This window comes from Pseudoalteromonas sp. ECSMB14103 (assembly GCF_000813065.1).
GTDB classification, from domain to species: domain Bacteria; phylum Pseudomonadota; class Gammaproteobacteria; order Enterobacterales; family Alteromonadaceae; genus Pseudoalteromonas; species Pseudoalteromonas marina.
Genome location: NZ_JWGY01000009.1, coordinates 1 through 17,132 on the forward strand (window position 1 = coordinate 1; position 17,132 = coordinate 17,132).

Sequence of the window (17,132 nt, forward strand, 5' to 3'; positions counted from 1 at the left end):
TCAGTGGGGTCGCATTATAGGGAGCCGCGAATTTAACGCAAGCCTTTTTTAACTAAAAAAGTGATTTAAATTACACCCCAAGCAAGCGCACACCCTAAACACAAGTTACCCACAAACACCTGTTGATAACTTTGTTTTTATGGTCGTTTATTCTAAACACTTTGTCATTCCTATGGTAAGTTGCGGTCACTTTTTTAACGCATGTCTTTAGGTAGTATTTATGGCAGATATAATAAATAGTATAAGTGGTCTCTTGTGGGGGCACGTTCTCGTATACTTATTAATAGCAGCGGGGTTATTTTTCACCTTTAAATTAGGTTTTATTCAATTTGTACAATTTCCACATATGTTCAAGGTCATGTTTGGATCTCGAAAATGTGCGAATAACGAAATCTCTTCTTTTCAAGCTTTTTGTACTTCATTAGCAGCTCGAGTCGGTACTGGGAATATGGCAGGTGTCGCTGTTGCATTGTATCTGGGTGGCCCGGGAGCTATTTTTTGGATGTGGTTAATTGCATTAATTGGTATGGCGACAAGCTTTGCCGAAAGTACACTTGCACAAGCTTATAAAACAAAAGATGCTGAAGGCAATTTTAGAGGTGGTCCAGCTTACTATATGCAAACCGGCTTAGGTAAACGTTGGATGGGGGTTTTATTCTCACTGTGTTTAATTTTAGCTTTTGGTCTGGTATTTAATGCTGTGCAGTCAAACTCTATTGCTGCAGCTTTTGAAGTAGCATTTGATATCCCTAAATATATTGTAGGTATTTGTTTAGTTATTGGTTCTGGGATCATCATATTTGGAGGCCTTAAAACAATATCTCGATTTGCTGAAATGGTTGTGCCTTTTATGGCTTTGGCCTATTTATGTGTTGCGCTTTATGTTTGTGCTATTAACTTTGCTGCACTTCCTGATGTATTCATGTTAGTAATTAACAGTGCTTTTGGAATAGAGCAAGCCGGTGCTGGCGCTATAGGTTATGGTGTAATACAAGCGATGATCCAAGGAATTAAACGTGGTTTGTTTTCTAACGAAGCGGGTATGGGTAGCGCCGCTAATGCTGCAGCAACAGCAACACCTTACCCTCCTCACCCTGCTTCACAGGGTTATGTGCAAATGCTTGGGGTTTTTATTGACACAATTGTAATTTGTACTGCGACTGCATCACTTATCCTTCTATCTCAGCAATTAATTCCTGAATCAGGAGTATTGGGTATAGAATTGACTCAAGCAGCATTATCAGAACATGTTGGTAGTTGGGGCACTTATTTTATCGCTATTGCAATTTTATTCTTTGCCTTTACCTCTATTGTTGCTAATTACTCGTATGCAGAAACTAATCTTATGTTTTTAGAACATAACTCCCAAAAAGGGATGTTTATATTCCGTCTGATCGTTTTAGGAATGGTTATGTTTGGGGCCGTAGGTGAGCTCGGATTAATTTGGACATTAGCCGATATATCTATGGGTTTAATGGCTATTGTTAATGTAATCGCGTTATTTATGCTTTCAGGTGTCGTTGTATGGCTTTCAAAAGACTATAACGAACAACGTAAAAAAGGCCTAATCCCCTCGTTTGATAAAAGTAAACATCCAAAACTAGACAAAGAGGTAGACCCTCTAGCTTGGAAATAAAAAATAAAAAAGCGAGCTCCGGCTCGCTTTTTTAGTTCTAAAATTTATTTACCCAACATTAAAAACTAAGATTAATTTTTACTACTACTTTATATTTACTACGTATAGGAACACAAAGAGGTATCTAAAAAAGGAAAGCCGATGGATGACATGACAAAAAAATACAGTATCGATACTACTGATTATCAAGTTTGACAAGATAATGTACAACAATGGGGGTTTGATATACATAACCCTGTATTTGGAATAAGCGCTTTTTTAGTTGTTTTATTTGTATTGCTTAGCTTGGTTTTTGACCCTACTGTTACCCGCGATGCACTAACCTCCACTAAAGACGTTATCATAAATCAATTCGATAGTTACTTTATGTTACTTGCTAATGCCTTTGTAATCTTTTGTATTATCTTGGCATTCTCTCCCTTAGGTAAAATTCGTTTAGGCGGTGTAAAAGCTCGTCCAGAGCATGGTTACATATCGTGGCTTGCCATGTTATTTGCTGCAGGAATGGGCATTGGATTACTATTTTGGGGTGTTGCAGAGCCAACAAGCTTATTATACAGGTTGGTATCATATGCCTATGGGGGGTGAACCCAATTCAGCACAAGCACATTCATTAGCTTTAAGTGCGACTATGTACCACTGGGGTTTGCACGGATGGGCAATTTACGCAGTAGTTGGCTTAAGCTTGGCTTTTTTTTGCATTTAATACAGGCCTGCCTTTGTCTATACGTTCTGTTTTCTATCCCTTATTTGGTGATCGCGCATGGGGGTGGATGGGGCATATCATAGATATACTCGCGGTATTGTCGACTTTATTTGGTTTAGCAACATCACTGGGGCTTGGCGCACAACAAGCGACCAGTGGTATAAATTACCTATTAGGCACCGATTATGGCACTGCTTTTCAAATATCTGTTATTGGCTTAGTAACGTGTATTGCTATTTTCTCTGTTATTAGAGGTATTGAGGGCGGTGTAAAAGTACTAAGCAACGTTAATTTAATTTGTGCGTTTTTTTTGCTGTTAGTTGTTATCGTACTTACATTCTCTGATTCAATCCCTGCTGTTTGGTTTACCCTGGGAGCATACGTAGAACATTTTGTACCATTGAGTAATCCTTTTAATAGGTCCGATGAAGATTGGATGCATTCTTGGACTGTATTTTATTGGGCGTGGTGGATATCTTGGTCACCGTTTGTTGGCATGTTTATAGCGCGAGTTTCTAAAGGTCGAACTGTAAGAGAGTTCTTACTTGTTGTTATAGGCCTGCCAACTCTGCTCAGCCTTGTGTGGATGAGTGTATTTGGCAATATGGCAATTACACAAGTTATAGACAAAGTCGGGCCTCTTGGACAAAATGGCTTGACTGATATTTCAGTTACTTTATTTCATGTATATGAACAGCTACCGTTTTCTAGCTTTATTTCTATTATTTCTATTGCTTTAGTTTTAGTCTTTTTTATCACTTCATCTGATTCAGGATCACTGGTGATAGACGGCATAACTGCTGGCGGTAAAATTGATGCACCAGTGCCACAGCGTATATTTTGGGCTACTGTCGAGGGTATGATAGCAGCAGTGTTACTTTGGGTTGGCGGCTCGCAAGCCTTACAAGCACTTCAATCGGGTGTAGTAACTACTGCACTCCCATTTTCAATCATACTTATTTTAATGTGTGTTGCGCTTATACAAGGCTTGTTAAGCGAATACCCTACTTATAAGGTTCAAAGCAAACTGCACTAACAATTCATCCGGTATAAGTGGCTCTTAAGAGTCGCTTATACAAATCATTTAAAACTTATTATAGCCACGTCACATTTTCCTCAATCTAGCTCTAGTTACTACTTTTTTATTTTAAAAGAGCAAACCTTACTCTCATTGTGTTGAAAATATCTGATTGACTAAAAGATAGATAAAGGAGTAATTAAATTACTAATGTTCTGATTTGTTTATTTTGTTATGGACAAGTGCGTTACTCATATAGATTCACATAATTAAGTACTATTTCGGATTGGTATTAACTGAGCTGAGTGAAATAGAGTAATAACGATAAAAATTGGGCCTTGCAAAGGCTAAGTAACAAAATCTTTAAATAGTAAAGTTAAGGAGATATTAAAAATAGATTAGATAAATGAGATTTGAATATATATTAAAAAATTTGTGATGTGAGTTTTTGTGATTTCGGATTTGGGATTTATATAGAGGTGGTGCCCGAGGCCGGACTTGAACCGGCACGACTTGTTAGTCGAGGGATTTTAAATCCCTTGTGTCTACCAATTCCACCACTCGGGCATCGAGTTTGCTAATTAAAGCGTGTGGAGTAAATTATGTGGAGGCGGAACCCGGAGTCGAACCGGGGTAAACGGATTTGCAATCCGGTGCATGGCCACTCTGCCATTCCGCCTTAACGCTTCCATATAATTTGGAGCGGCACACGAGGCTCGAACTCGTGACCTCGACCTTGGCAAGGTCGCGCTCTACCAACTGAGCTAGTGCCGCATAAAACATTATCAGTAATTTGTCCGTTGGTGCGCGACTATGTCGCGGTAAAACGTTCTGGCAACCAAACTAACGCCAAAAATACTAATTTATCAACTTTAAATTATCTTGGTATGATAATTTAAAGTGGTGCCCGAGGCCGGACTTGAACCGGCACGACTTGTTAGTCGAGGGATTTTAAATCCCTTGTGTCTACCAATTCCACCACTCGGGCATCGAGTTTGCTACTTAAAGCAAGTGGATAAAACTAATATGGAGCGGCACACGAGGCTCGAACTCGTGACCTCGACCTTGGCAAGGTCGCGCTCTACCAACTGAGCTAGTGCCGCATCATATTAATTCTACTATTGCATTTTAAAAGTTATATGTTGGTGCATATAACTAAACCACAAAGTGGTGCCCGAGGCCGGACTTGAACCGGCACACTCTAAGAGCGAGGGATTTTAAATCCCTTGTGTCTACCAATTCCACCACTCGGGCATCGAGTTTGCTATTTAAAGCGTGTGGATTGTTGATTGGAGGCGGAACCCGGAGTCGAACCGGGGTAAACGGATTTGCAATCCGGTGCATGGCCACTCTGCCATTCCGCCCCAGCACTGGGGTTATAACCTTAGATAACTTGGAGCGGCACACGAGGCTCGAACTCGTGACCTCGACCTTGGCAAGGTCGCGCTCTACCAACTGAGCTAGTGCCGCATTTCGTTATCTTGGGGGCTATGCCCTCTCAACACGGACGCATTCTACAGAGATTATTAAACGCGTCAATACAAAAAATGCTAGTTTTGAACTGTTTGCTTGTTTTTTATCTAAAACGGTGCGTTATTATACATTTACAGTTAATTTTTGGTCAATTCACTCCATGCAGCGTTCAAATATTGCAGCATAGAACTCAGGGTCAAAAAGGTTGCTATATAGAGTAGCCCAAAACTTAAATAATTCATCCAGGTGTCATATTGCCAAATCAAACCAATGATGGCCAACATTTGTGCGGCAGTTTTAATTTTTCCCATATTAGATACAGCTACATTGCCACGCTTGCCCTGCTCAGCCATCCATTCCCTTAATGCTGATATAACTATTTCTCGACTAATAATAATAAGCGCAGGAATGGTCATATACATTGACTGATATTGATCAGAGAGAGCAACAAGTGCAGCACACACCATTACCTTGTCTGCAACAGGATCTAAAAAGGCTCCAAATGGCGTTGATTGTTCTAATTTTCTTGCAAGGTAGCCATCAAGTATATCGGTAATTGATGCAAGCCAAAAAATAAAAGCGGCAGCAAAAAAAGCCCAGCTATAAGGCAAATAAAATATCACCAAAAAAATGGGGATAAGAAAAAGTCTAAATGTTGTGAGTGTGTTTGGAATATTCCACATAACTACTTGGATATGTCTTTTCTTTTATATTCGCATGAAGGGCTAGCCCTTGTCATGTAAATGGTTAAATATCTTCTCAGCCATATCAGGGCTGATCCCGGGAACTTTCTTTAATTGTTCTATATTAGCAGCTTTTACCCCCTGCATGCCCCCTAAATATTTTAATAATGTTTGGCGACGTTTAGAACCTACTCCATTAATTTCTTCCAACAATGATTGTGTTCGCTGTTTTTGACGCTTATTACGATGCCCAGCTATTGCAAAACGGTGAGATTCATCTCGTATATGTTGTATTAGGTGAAGTGCAGGCGCATCAGAATCCATCGGAATTGTTTTACGCCCCCCATCTATGAGTAATGTTTCTAGGCCAGGTTTACGGCTCGTTCCTTTTGCAACCCCGACTAGCAGAGGCATTTTAGAATGAGACCAATTAGAAAAATATTGCTCTGCACGCCCTAACTGTCCTTTACCGCCATCTATAAATATTACATCGGGGATTTTGTCTTCATCCACTAATTTGTTGTAACGCTTATTTAAAGCAAACTCCATGGCTGCATAATCATCACCACCGGTTATACCGGTGACATTATAGCGCCTGTATTCTTTTGTATTTGGGCCTTGCGAATCGAAAACAACGCAACTTGCTACCGTGTTTTCTCCCATAGTATGGCTTATATCAAAACATTCCATTCGCGCTATATCATCTAGGCGTAATGTTGCTTTTAATTGGGCATAGCGTTTATTAATAGAGTCTTGTGTACTTTGTTTGACAGCAATACTGTTTAACGCATTTTTATTTGCTAGTTGCAGGTATTGCGCACGCTCTCCACGTGTAACCACTTTAAGCGCCACTTTACGATCGCTTATTTGCGTCAGTGCTTCGCTTAACGCACTGCTCTCTTCTATTTCAAACGGGAGTATAATTTCTTTAGCAATGCGTCCTGTTGCACCTGGTGCTAAATAATATTGACCTAAGAATGAAGTTAAAATTTCTTGCTCGCTTGAATCTTTGGGTACTTTTGGAAAGTACGTTTTACTGCCGAGCACTTTATGATCGCGAATCATCAATAAATGTATGCCGTTTAATCCATTTAAATGCGCAAAGCCCACCACATCCATTTCTGCAAAGTTACCCGAAATAGATTGTTGCTCCTGCATTTTACGTAGTAGCATTATTTGATCACGTACTTTTGCGGCAAGCTCAAAGTTGAGCTCCGCACTGGCCGCTTCCATTTTTGTTATTAGTTCGGCAATGACTTCATCCGATTTACCCGTCAAAAATTTGCGAACATAGTCAACTTGTTCACTGTAGTCTTGCTCGGTAACTTTGTTAACGCATGGCGCAGAGCAACGCTTGAGCTGATACTGCAAACAAGGGCGACTTCGGGCACGATAATAAGCATCTTCGCATTGACGAACGGGAAATATTTTTTGCATTAAACGCAAACTTTCCGAGACCGCGCCTGCACTCGGAAATGGACCAAAATACTCACCTTTTATTTTGCGGCTCCCTCTATGGAACGCTAACCGCGGATGCTTATGGTTCGTTAATAAAATATAGGGGTAAGACTTATCATCTCGCAGTAGAATATTATAACGAGGCTGATATTTTTTTATGAGGTTATTTTCGAGCAGTAGCGCTTCGGTTTCGGTGTTGGTCAGTGTGACTTCAATATCATTAATGTTACTGACTAAAACACGGGTTTTGCTGTCGGTAATGTTGGATCTAAAGTAACTGCTTACGCGTTTTTTTAATTGTTTAGCTTTACCAACATAAATAACTTGGTTGTCACTATCAAGCATGCGGTAAACACCGGGCTCGCTTGATAGCGTTTTTAAAAAATGTACGTGATCAAATTCAGACATATAGAAGGGTTAGTACGACACGTCTATGTCAATCATCTTATGACGAATAGCTAAATGTGTAAGTTCAACATCGCCACCTACATTTAATTTTTCAAACATACGGTAACGATAGCTATTAACTGTTTTAGAACTGAGGTTTAAGCGCTCTGCAATATCTTGTGCTTTTTCACCTTTGGTGATCATAAGCATTATCTGAAGTTCGCGTTCTGATAGACTCTGGAACGGATTTTCGTCTGTACGACCAGTAACCTGTGCCAGTGCTATTTGTTGTGCAATTTCAGGCGCAATGTAGCGTTGACCAGCATGAACTGAACGAATGGCACGAACCATTTCATCAGAGCCAGCTCCTTTGGTAAGAAAGCCATGAGCACCAATTTGCATTACTTTAGACGGAAATGGGTCTTCGCAATTAACAGTAAGAACGATAATTTTTACGTCTGGGCAATAGCGACAAATCTTTTTAGTTGCCTCTAATCCACCCATGCCAGGCATATTCATATCCATAAGTACAATATTAGGTGTGTGCTGTCGGCAAAACTGAACAGCGGCTTCACCGTCTTTTGCTTCACCTACAACTTTAAACCCACGCACATCGTCTAATATGCGTCTGATCCCAGTTCGTACTAGTTCATGATCATCAACTAAAAGTACATTAATCAATGCAATACCCTCATTAACTCAACTACACACGTCTAAATAATTTAATTTGTCACATTAACACAGTTAAAGCGAAACAATAACTAATATTATCGCTCTCACTCAGGCACGTTAACTAAAGTTAAAAGTACTGAAATCAATGTGCCCAGCGATTTAAGAGGCTGACTTTTCACTAAAACGGTCAACCCATAATGCAATAATACCATCACCGGTAACATTACATGCCGTACCAAAGCTGTCTTGAGCTAAGTACAGTGCAATCATTAATGCCACAGCTCCTTCATTAAAGCCAAGCATGCTTGTTAAAAGCCCAAGCGCCGACATTACCGCGCCACCCGGAGCGCCTGGCGCTGCAATCATCACAACACCGAGCATAAATATAAATGGCAACATGCCTATTAACGATGGCACTTCCATCCCGGGTGATAAAAACATAACAGCCATGGCACACGTAACAATAGTAATTGTTGAACCCGACAAATGAATGGTGGCACATAAAGGTACTGTAAAGTTTGCTACGTCTTCTTTAACATTATTAGCTTTACTTGATTGCAACGACACAGGAATAGTTGCAGCACTCGACATAGTACCTAGTGCAGTAAAATAAGCAGGTAGCATATTTTTAACTAACTCAAGTGGATTACGGTTCAATAAAATGCCTGTTGCAATATAAAGAACACTTAACCATAACCAATGCATTACAAGGGCTGCAATAAGCACCACGCCAAATGTTTGTAGCGTATCAACCACTGTGCCTGCTACAGTCATTTCAGCAAATACACCGGCAATATAAAACGGTAATGCAGGAATAATCACTTTTGACAATAACGCATCTATTACATCACGACCCTGATCCGATACTTTTTTTAGTGTGTCTAATTCAAGCTGGCTCATACCAATACCGAATATGAAAGCCGTAGCAAGCGCAGTCATCACCCCCATTAATGGTGGGATTTCTATATCAATAAGACTGCCTATTTCCGTGGCTACTTCAGCTTCGAACGTAATACCCCCACTTAAAAATGGGATAACAGCACTGACTAATAAAAAAGCAAGCGTGCCAGCAATGACGGTAGAGCTATATGCAAATCCAACCGTTTTACCAAGTAAGTGGCCAGAACCTTTAGGAAGCCCTGCAATACCAGAAGCAATAAAAAACAAAATAATAAGAGGAATAGTGAAGGAAATAATTTGACCAATTAACTCTTTAACCGTAAATAAGAGTTCAACACCTGTCAAAGGCACATAAAAGCCTACCAATATACCAGCCACAATGCCGGCAATTAACTTTAAGATTAACTTCATTTTTATTACTCAATTATTGTTAGATAAACGTTTTTATCATGTTTTGGTTAGCTTGTGTCATAAAACCGCTGAACTAAAGTTTGTTTGCATAAATAATCATCAATAAAAAGTGCATTTGACCTCGGTAAAGTATCATATTCAAAAATCACTCAATTTATTAGCCGTTAGGCCGCATGAGTGTCTGCGCCTATTTAAATATTTAAGCTTCTCTTTATTTTATTTATAGGTAAAAAGCCGACATAACAAACAAAAGCGTCTTATCATTAAATTAAATGTGCGCACCTAATAACAAAAGGCACAGCTAATATAGATTTTTATTTCACTTAGTTATAAGCTCAATAGATATATCTTATAGCCAAACTTTACTTTTATTTTTTTAAACTCTCAGTAAAGTGTCAACATATAGTTAGTAGCAAAGGCTATTAGCACGTTGATCAGATTGTATCCAAAGGAACATTATGTCTACTATTTTTGAAGATAACTCACTTAGTATCGGTAATACACCACTGGTAAAACTTAAACGTGTTACAGGTGGGAATGTATTCGCTAAAGTGGAAGCGCGTAACCCAAGCTTTAGTATAAAATGCCGCATTGGTGCATCGATGATTTGGGAGGCTGAAAAAGCAGGTCAGCTAACTGAGGGTAAAGAACTTATCGAGCCTACATCTGGTAATACAGGTATTGCATTGGCCTTCGTTGCCGCAGCACGTGGTTATAAACTAACGCTTACTATGCCTAACACTATGAGCTTAGAGCGTCGTAAACTTCTAAAAGCGTTGGGTGCTAACCTTGTGCTTACAGACGGCGCTAAAGGTATGAATGGTGCAATCCAAAAAGCAAAAGAGATTCAAGCCACCGATCCTGAAAAGTATATCTTGCTACAGCAGTTTGAGAATCCAGCAAACCCAAAAATACACTTAGAGACTACAGGCCCAGAAATATTTGACGCTCTTGACGGAAAAGTGGACTACTTTGTAGCAGGCGTAGGTACTGGCGGGACTATAACAGGTGTTAGTCGCTACCTTAAAACAGAAAAAGGTCTAAATGTTAAGTCTATTGCTGTTGAGCCAACTAATTCACCAGTAATCAGCCAAACACTTGCCGGTGAAGAAGTTAAGCCAGGGCCTCATAAAATTCAAGGTATTGGCGCAGGATTTATCCCTGGAAACCTAGACATGAGCCTAATAGATGCTGCAGAGCAAGTATCTAACGAAGATGCAATTGCTATGGCACATGAGCTAATGAAAAAAGAAGGTATACTAGTGGGTATTTCATCTGGCGCTGCTGTAGTGGCAGCAAAACGTATTGCTGAAAAACCAGAAAATGCCGACAAAAATATTGTTGTTATTTTACCAAGTGCCACTGAACGTTACTTATCAAGCCCGCTATTTGATGAGGAATTTAGCGACCAAGAGCTTGTTCAATAAGCATAACTAACCATTTTTTTGAAAGGATGCTTAGGCATCCTTTTTTATTATTTACTCTGTAATATCTTTTATTTACCTTCCATGTCTTTACATATTAGCTAATTCACCACACACTTAAATAAAACTAACTAACAAAAATTAATATGAAAAAAATAACCTATTTAGTCAGCCTTATTCTGTGTTTGTTTTTAGTTGCCTGTGGCGATGATGTAAAAAAACTTGGCGATTCACCCGGTGACACTGCAACAGCCTACTTTGATGCCTTGTACAATCAGCAAGACCTTCAAAAAGCAACAACCATGGCAACACCCAACCTTACGCGAATCATGAAGTCGTACGGTACAGCTAAACAATTTACTCGTAACTTAGTTAACATGCAGTACGATGAGGTTATTATTGAAGTCGATATGACCAATATGAGTGTACGCGAACAGTATGGTGACAATGCTAAAATAAATCTTATTTTCACCGGTTATTTAAATGGTAACAAAATAGATGACATGCGTAGCGTAAAAATGCTACGTAAAAAAGGTAAATGGTATATCGACAAAATAGTTGCTGACCCATACGCACGCTAATCATTATATTGAAAAAAGGCCTTACACTTGTAAGGCCTTTTTTATTTACAGTTCAAATAATTAGCTACAACTCGCCTTGCTGAAAGTTATCAACCGCTATTGCTTGTTTACGTAGCTTATTGGCATGGTGCATAGCATCGGCATCGGTTTGCGTTACTAAATCATTGTCTAATGCAAAGTTAATCGCACCTTCAATATCGAGCGTTGCAGGAATATTGCCCTTGCGCTGCCATTGTTTTAAATCTTTGAATTGAGCCTGCATATCGTGCATAGCTAAAAATGCATTTTCCATTCCCCCTGTACCTGCGTTTTCATCTACATAACACAAATGAGTTAAGCGATTTCTAAACACACCTGGTTGTGTCATATGCTCGCAAATACGTTGTGCAATTTCATCGCTTGGTTTTTCGTAATGATTTCCAATTGGAAATACAATACGCTTAAGCACAAAATTAATAATCGGGTTTGAGAAATTTTTGAAAAAACCATCAAACGCTTGGCCAATTTCAAATAACGATGTTTCTATCGCATATTTAACAAAAGGTAAGTCTGCTTGTTGACGACCTTCGTCTTCGTAGCGTTTTAAAACCGTAGAAGCTAAATACAACTGGCTCAATACGTCGCCTAATCGGGCAGATATCATCTCTTTGCGTTTGAGCTCACCACCTAACATAAGCATGGCTACGTCGGTACAAATAGCCAAGCCTCTGCTCATTCTGCTTAGGTGCTTGTAGTAAACTGCGGTTTCACCGCCAACAGGCGCTTTTGCAAAGTAACTACGTGTTAAACCATGTATAAATGCCATGCTGGCATTACTTACCGCAAATAATATATGGTTCATTAATAAACCATCAAATTGATTCAGAGCAGCATCGTCGTCTTCAAGTGCAGCGGCCTCCATTTCTTTTAGAACAAAAGGATGACAGCGGGTCGCTCCTTGTCCAAATATCATTAAATTTCGAGTTAAAATATTTGCGCCTTCTACCGTAATAGACACCGGTATTCCCATATAACCATGTGCCAAATAGTTATTTGGCCCCACCTGAATGCCTTTACCTGAATGAATATCCATCGCATCATTCATGACTGTACGACCCATTTCCGTCATATGGTATTTGGCAATAGCGGTGACAACCGAAGGGCTAAGTTTTAAATCGATTGCGCCAGCCGTCATTAACCGACATGACTCTAGCGTGTAAGTTAAGCCACCAATGCGAGCAAGCGCTTCTTGTACACCTTCAAATTGCCCAATAGATACACCAAATTGTTGGCGAACTACGGCATATGCTGAAGTCATTTTAGCCGCTAGGTGACCGGTTGCAGCACTTAAAGCCGGCAGCGAAATACCACGCCCTGCACTTAAACACTCCACCAGCATCCGCCAGCCACGCCCCGCACACTCTTGTCCACCAATAATCCAGTCAAGCGGAATAAACACATCTTCACCATAAGTTGTACCGTTCATAAATGCCATATTAAGTGGGTAATGGCGCTCACCTGTTTTAACTCCTGGGTGATCGGTTGGAATAAGTGCGCACGTAATACCAAGCTCTTTTTCGTCTCCTAATAAACCATCGGGGTCATACATTTTAAAAGCAAGGCCTAACACGGTGGCAACGGGTGCAAGGGTAATGTAACGTTTTGACCAGTTTAAACGAAGGCCAATTACTTCTTCACCATTGTGCTCTCCTTTACATACAACGCCAGAGTCTGGAATGCTACCGGCATCAGAGCCTGCTTCAGGGCCTGTAAGTGCAAAGCATGGAACATCTTCACCATTGGCAAGCGTTGGTAACCAGCGATCTTGCTGCTCTTTAGTACCGTAATGCAGCAATAGCTCACCCGGCCCTAGACTATTTGGCACCATTACGGTAACCGCCGCAGTTAAACTCTTGGTCGAAATTTTTGACACAATGGTTGAATTAGCAATCGCCGAAAACTCTCGCCCACCAAACTTTTCAGGAATGATTAATGCAAAAAAACCTTCTTTTTTTAAGTAATCCCACACTTCTTTTGGCAAATCTTTATCTTTTTGCACTATTTGGTAATCATCTAGCATCGCCATTAGGGTCTCAACCTGATCAGCCATAAATGCGTTTTCTTTTTCGCTCAATTCTGGCTTTGGAAAATTGTGTAATTTTTTCCAATCAGGGTTACCACTAAATAGTTCTCCATCCCACCAAACATCGCCTGCTTCCATAGCCTCTCGCTCTGTTTGCGAAAGCGGTGGAAGTACTTTTTTAAACATTTTAAACGTGGGTCTACTGATCAGGTTTAAGCGGATATCTTTAACAGCAAAAATAACCACCATAACAACCAGTAAAATGATAAATACCGACATGCCTACATTCCTTTAACATTAGAAATTAATAACCTAAGTATGACCCATCTTAGTTTAAATACAATCATTGCAAATACGCTGTCTACTAAGCCTGTAAATTAGGGAATAAAGAATAAACTAGTCTGTAATTATTAATTTTGATATGGGTAAAGCAACTAAAAAATAAAAAGTATAAGCCTTATTAATACAAAAGCCCGCTGCATGAGCGGGCTTATATTTTAATTAAGCTGAAGACTTAAATTGCGTTATTCATTAAAACTGAAAACGCATGTTTGCAAAGTAAGCATCATTATCAGAGTCATCGGCATTGTTTTCGTAACCTACTTTAAGGCCAATATTTTTGTTAATGAAGTGCTGAGCACCAAAGCTGTAGGTATCTTGTTTATCGTAGCTTGCAAATACAGAGGTCGCTTTTGAGAAATAGTAATTCGTTTCTGCCACCCATTGGTTTTCAGCATCATCAATGCTTTCGTATTTACCTTCAAATGTTAAGTAGTTACCTTGCTGTAAATCAATAAAGTATTTAGCAGCAACGGCGCGGTAATCAAAATCATCATCCGCAGTAACAGTTACACCAACGTAATCGGTACTGTTAAGCATATGGTTATACGCTAAATCGAATAAAGCGAAGTCTTCGCCATCTTTATTTTCAACTAGCGTCACTTTTGCAAGCAAATCTGGGTTAAAAAAGTAACCGCCTGAAATTGTATATGCTTCGTTATGATTGCCAACATCAAGGTTTGTGTATGATGCACCAATAACAAATTCATTCATAAAGTACTCACCACCAACTAACGTTGTATCGCTAAAGTCGTCATCAGCGTATGCGCCGTAAATGTTGCTTTGTTTATTAATGTATTCAAATTGGTCGTACGGGCCTAATGTTTTTTTAGGTGATAGGTAATAAATAGAATCTACAGCAACGGTATCGTTATTGTCGCTGTCTTTGTAACTTAAGTTACTGATTGAGTTATAGCTGTCTGCAGCAGCCGCAGTGCTAGATAATAAAATGCTTGAAATAATAACTGCTAATTTTTTCATTGTAAGACTTCCCTATGTACATTGCGTTTTATGCTTTAGCTAAATTACTAAAGTGGGCACATGCTAACGCCGGGAAACTGAATGAAAACTTAATTAAACCATTGTATTTGTTGAGTTAATTGTAAGGAGGTGTAAGAAACTGTAAAATTAAAGTAGTTGCAACATTTAGTCAACAACTACTTAAAGTAGTTGTACAATTATAGAGCGTGTTGGCTAATTACTCTATAAACTTCATTAATGTTATCGCCTGCTTTAAACTCTTTTGTAAGTGGCGTTGGGTCAGAGCCAATCCAAATTTTAAGTTCAGCATCCAAATCAAAGTGCCCTGCACTCTCTTTGCTAAACTTGGTAATTTTAGAATAAGCAATACTCACCATTTCCATTTTAGAACCAGTTACACCTTGCTTATCAATTAAAATTAAGCGCTTATTAGTAAAAATGAACATATCGCGAATAACCTTATAGGCTTTTTCGACGTGCTCACCCTCAATTAATGTATTAGCGAGTACTTTTTCTAAATCAGAATCATCAACTTCGCTTGCGTTACCCATTAATCCGCTTAATAAACCCATTATACTTTCTCCTGTTTAAAAATTTGATTTTCTAATGTATGGCCATTAACCAATTGCCTGTATTGCCAATTATGTTGGTGGCAAAACTGTAATAGTGCAATATCAAGTGCCTGCTCAGATTGTGTGTATTCAATAACATACTCTTTGTGTTGGCTCATATAAACAGAGCTTACACCATTGAGTAACTGTAACTGTTGCTCAACGTTTTCATACATCTCGTTTAGCATTAATGTGTAAAAGTGTTTGTCGGTTTGATTTACTTTTGTTTGGTGCTCACTCAATACGCCTTTATCTAAATGCAGCACTTGTGAACATAACCGCTCAAGCTCAGTTAAATCGTGCGAACTTAAAATAAAGGTTGCTTCAGAGCTCAACGTTGACACCAATTCACGTACTTCTCTGGCATGAATAGGATCAAGTCCTGCGGTTGCCTCATCTAGCATAACAATTTGCGGCGAACCAATAAGAGCCTGCGCTATGGTTACACGTTTGCGCATACCATGCGATAAATCACCTGCACGGTTTTTAGCAATTTCACGCAGCCCAACTAAATCAAGCACGCGCAATGCTTCTGTTTGACTTTGCTTGGTACTCATACCTTGTAATTTGGCGTAAAAAGCAAGTTGTTTATCTATATTAAAACGCGGATCGAGCTGCGCATCTTGTGGTAAAGCACTGACCTTATTAAATAATGCGGCACTGCCGGGTTTATGGCCGAGTATTTCAAGCTCACCATTGCTGGGCGCTATATAGCCGCATAACAAACTAAATAATGTCGTTTTACCCGCACCATTTGGGCCAACTAGAGCAACAGGAGCACCTTGCTCAATTTCAAAGTTCACATTATTAAGCGCAAGTTTAGACCCATACGACTTACTTAAATTACGCCCTGTAATTAGTGGATTCATAGTGAGCTCCTTGCAAAAATACGTTGAGCCACTGCCAGTAACACAGCAGTTTGTACAAGTGGTATTCCCACGGCACTTAATAATGGCAGGTTTTGACCGGCGAGTTGCTCTATTTGTACACCCGGGAATAAATAATCAAGCACGCTTAATGCAGGTATTTGCCACTGTAGTAAACCCACTACGATTCCACCCGCTGTAAAATATAAAATAGCGAGTACAATTGATAACCGCGATGAACGTGCAAAAGTATTAATTAAAGTCATTAACGCCACAAACGGTGCAAATGTAACTATAAGAATTGAAAATATCGACAGTACGCGGCCAACGCCCCCTACCAACAAACTAGGATCGCGATACCCTAGTACCGCTAATGTGGCCACAAGAGTAATTGCTACCAAACACGTTAATACCGCTAATTGCCCAATAAACCGGCCAAACAAAATTTCAAATCGGGTTGAACGCAATGATAAAAACCTCAGTGTACCGCGCTCTCTGTCACCCACTGTTTGGTCACTACAAATAAATAAACTAAACACAGGAAAACTGTACAAAGCAATTAACCAATACATAGCAAACTCGGCTTCAGGCCAATCAAGAAGTTTACTCAAGCCAATTGAGCCTGAAATATCGCGGGCTATTTGCTCAAAGTTTGGGGAGCTAATAATGCTCACAGCTTGCCCTATCGGGTAGCGCAAAATAATTAACCAAACAAGTGCAAATGCCGCAAGGGCTATAAGCCCACGTTTAGTTAAAAACATACGTACAAGCTCAAATCCCGCAATTTGCGTTAATCGCCCTACGTTTATTGGTAATGGTGTTGCCATTGACTATCCTTAATGACGTTGCTTATGCTTTAGTTCAAAGCCTAATATAACTACCCTAAGTGTAAACACCTTGAATTACCAGCAAAAAAAAGCCCAC

12 protein-coding genes, 8 tRNA genes and 1 pseudogene are annotated in these 17,132 nt (G+C 39.6%); 4 read left to right on the forward strand and 17 right to left on the reverse strand.

Translation table 11 applies throughout. From position 1 onward, the window contains the following. Positions 1 to 220: 220 nt before the first annotated feature. Both RF53_RS14020 and RF53_RS14025 read left to right on the forward strand, forming a co-directional pair. Entirely contained in the window at positions 221 to 1,636 is a 1,416-nt protein-coding gene (locus tag RF53_RS14020) for an alanine/glycine:cation symporter family protein (RefSeq protein ID WP_039038045.1), read from the forward strand. A gap of 141 nt (positions 1,637 to 1,777) precedes the next feature. Further along, positions 1,778 to 3,378: pseudogene (locus RF53_RS14025) on the forward strand (BCCT family transporter). 462 nt (positions 3,379 to 3,840) lie between these two features. Here RF53_RS14025 and RF53_RS14030 read toward each other — a convergent pair. The 12 genes from RF53_RS14030 to RF53_RS14085 form a co-directional block, all read right to left on the reverse strand. After that, positions 3,841 to 3,927 (reverse strand) — tRNA-Leu (locus RF53_RS14030). A gap of 38 nt (positions 3,928 to 3,965) precedes the next feature. Beyond that, positions 3,966 to 4,039, reverse strand: a tRNA-Cys gene (locus RF53_RS14035). 19 nt (positions 4,040 to 4,058) lie between these two features. Continuing rightward, positions 4,059 to 4,134: transfer RNA gene (locus tag RF53_RS14040), tRNA-Gly, on the reverse strand. 127 nt (positions 4,135 to 4,261) lie between these two features. Further along, positions 4,262 to 4,348: transfer RNA gene (locus RF53_RS14045), tRNA-Leu, on the reverse strand. A gap of 39 nt (positions 4,349 to 4,387) precedes the next feature. Further along, positions 4,388 to 4,463 (reverse strand) — tRNA-Gly (locus tag RF53_RS14050). A 65-nt stretch (positions 4,464 to 4,528) separates the two neighbouring features. Further along, positions 4,529 to 4,614: transfer RNA gene (locus RF53_RS14055), tRNA-Leu, on the reverse strand. Between the two features lie 36 nt (positions 4,615 to 4,650). Next, positions 4,651 to 4,724, reverse strand: a tRNA-Cys gene (locus RF53_RS14060). A gap of 30 nt (positions 4,725 to 4,754) precedes the next feature. Then, a tRNA-Gly gene (locus RF53_RS14065) sits at positions 4,755 to 4,830 on the reverse strand. 140 nt (positions 4,831 to 4,970) lie between these two features. Then, entirely contained in the window at positions 4,971 to 5,516 is a 546-nt protein-coding gene (pgsA, locus tag RF53_RS14070; RefSeq protein WP_006794013.1) for a CDP-diacylglycerol--glycerol-3-phosphate 3-phosphatidyltransferase, read from the reverse strand. A gap of 42 nt (positions 5,517 to 5,558) precedes the next feature. Next, positions 5,559 to 7,382, reverse strand: a complete 1,824-nt coding sequence (gene uvrC, locus RF53_RS14075) for an excinuclease ABC subunit UvrC (RefSeq protein ID WP_039038046.1) — start codon at positions 7,380 to 7,382, stop codon at positions 5,559 to 5,561. 9 nt (positions 7,383 to 7,391) lie between these two features. Continuing rightward, the gene (gene uvrY, locus RF53_RS14080) at positions 7,392 to 8,042 is read right to left on the reverse strand and encodes a UvrY/SirA/GacA family response regulator transcription factor (RefSeq protein WP_006794015.1); all 651 of its coding nucleotides are present in this window, start codon (positions 8,040 to 8,042) and stop codon (positions 7,392 to 7,394) included. A 150-nt stretch (positions 8,043 to 8,192) separates the two neighbouring features. After that, complete coding sequence (locus tag RF53_RS14085; RefSeq protein WP_039038047.1) at positions 8,193 to 9,344, reverse strand: dicarboxylate/amino acid:cation symporter; 1,152 nt, start codon at positions 9,342 to 9,344, stop codon at positions 8,193 to 8,195. Between the two features lie 458 nt (positions 9,345 to 9,802). Between RF53_RS14085 and cysK the strand changes: the two genes are divergently transcribed. Together cysK and RF53_RS14095 are read left to right on the forward strand one after the other, a co-directional pair. Beyond that, entirely contained in the window at positions 9,803 to 10,771 is a 969-nt protein-coding gene (gene cysK / locus RF53_RS14090; protein ID WP_039038048.1) for a cysteine synthase A, read from the forward strand. Positions 10,772 to 10,914: 143 nt separating this feature from the next. Then, on the forward strand, positions 10,915 to 11,349 hold the full coding sequence (locus tag RF53_RS14095) for a hypothetical protein (protein WP_006794018.1): 435 nt from the start codon (positions 10,915 to 10,917) through the stop codon (positions 11,347 to 11,349). A gap of 64 nt (positions 11,350 to 11,413) precedes the next feature. On the opposite strand, the gene RF53_RS14100 is transcribed toward RF53_RS14095, so the two are convergent. The 5 genes from RF53_RS14100 to RF53_RS14120 all read right to left on the reverse strand — a co-directional run bounded on the left by RF53_RS14100 (position 11,414) and on the right by RF53_RS14120 (position 17,035). Next, positions 11,414 to 13,690 carry an acyl-CoA dehydrogenase gene (locus RF53_RS14100; protein WP_039038049.1) on the reverse strand — a complete coding sequence of 759 codons (2,277 nt, stop codon included), beginning with the start codon at positions 13,688 to 13,690 and terminating at the stop codon, positions 11,414 to 11,416. A 252-nt stretch (positions 13,691 to 13,942) separates the two neighbouring features. Continuing rightward, on the reverse strand, positions 13,943 to 14,731 hold the full coding sequence (locus RF53_RS14105) for a putative porin (protein WP_039038050.1): 789 nt from the start codon (positions 14,729 to 14,731) through the stop codon (positions 13,943 to 13,945). 197 nt (positions 14,732 to 14,928) lie between these two features. Then, entirely contained in the window at positions 14,929 to 15,303 is a 375-nt protein-coding gene (locus RF53_RS14110) for a PH domain-containing protein (protein WP_006794021.1), read from the reverse strand. Beyond that, complete coding sequence (locus RF53_RS14115; protein ID WP_010557097.1) at positions 15,303 to 16,211, reverse strand: ABC transporter ATP-binding protein; 909 nt, start codon at positions 16,209 to 16,211, stop codon at positions 15,303 to 15,305. Before RF53_RS14115 ends, RF53_RS14110 begins: the two co-directional genes overlap by 1 nt. Continuing rightward, positions 16,208 to 17,035 (reverse strand): ABC transporter permease subunit, encoded by an 828-nt coding sequence (locus RF53_RS14120; protein ID WP_039038051.1) that lies wholly within the window; start codon positions 17,033 to 17,035, stop codon positions 16,208 to 16,210. The genes RF53_RS14115 and RF53_RS14120 overlap by 4 nt, the downstream gene beginning before the upstream one ends. Between the last annotated feature and the right edge of the window lie 97 nt (positions 17,036 to 17,132).

What these genes read in the sequence shown, in the direction of transcription:
- RF53_RS14020 (WP_039038045.1), top strand. Translation starts at nt 221, where the DNA reads ATGGCAGATATAATAAATAGTATAAGTGGTCTCTTGTGGGGGCACGTT.
- pgsA (WP_006794013.1), bottom strand. Translation starts at nt 5,516, where the DNA reads ATGTGGAATATTCCAAACACACTCACAACATTTAGACTTTTTCTTATC.
- uvrC (WP_039038046.1), bottom strand. Translation starts at nt 7,382, where the DNA reads ATGTCTGAATTTGATCACGTACATTTTTTAAAAACGCTATCAAGCGAG.
- RF53_RS14085 (WP_039038047.1), bottom strand. Translation starts at nt 9,344, where the DNA reads ATGAAGTTAATCTTAAAGTTAATTGCCGGCATTGTGGCTGGTATATTG.
- cysK (WP_039038048.1), top strand. Translation starts at nt 9,803, where the DNA reads ATGTCTACTATTTTTGAAGATAACTCACTTAGTATCGGTAATACACCA.
- RF53_RS14095 (WP_006794018.1), top strand. Translation starts at nt 10,915, where the DNA reads ATGAAAAAAATAACCTATTTAGTCAGCCTTATTCTGTGTTTGTTTTTA.
- RF53_RS14100 (WP_039038049.1), bottom strand. Translation starts at nt 13,690, where the DNA reads ATGTCGGTATTTATCATTTTACTGGTTGTTATGGTGGTTATTTTTGCT.
- RF53_RS14105 (WP_039038050.1), bottom strand. Translation starts at nt 14,731, where the DNA reads ATGAAAAAATTAGCAGTTATTATTTCAAGCATTTTATTATCTAGCACT.
- RF53_RS14110 (WP_006794021.1), bottom strand. Translation starts at nt 15,303, where the DNA reads ATGGGTTTATTAAGCGGATTAATGGGTAACGCAAGCGAAGTTGATGAT.
- RF53_RS14115 (WP_010557097.1), bottom strand. Translation starts at nt 16,211, where the DNA reads ATGAATCCACTAATTACAGGGCGTAATTTAAGTAAGTCGTATGGGTCT.
- RF53_RS14120 (WP_039038051.1), bottom strand. Translation starts at nt 17,035, where the DNA reads ATGGCAACACCATTACCAATAAACGTAGGGCGATTAACGCAAATTGCG.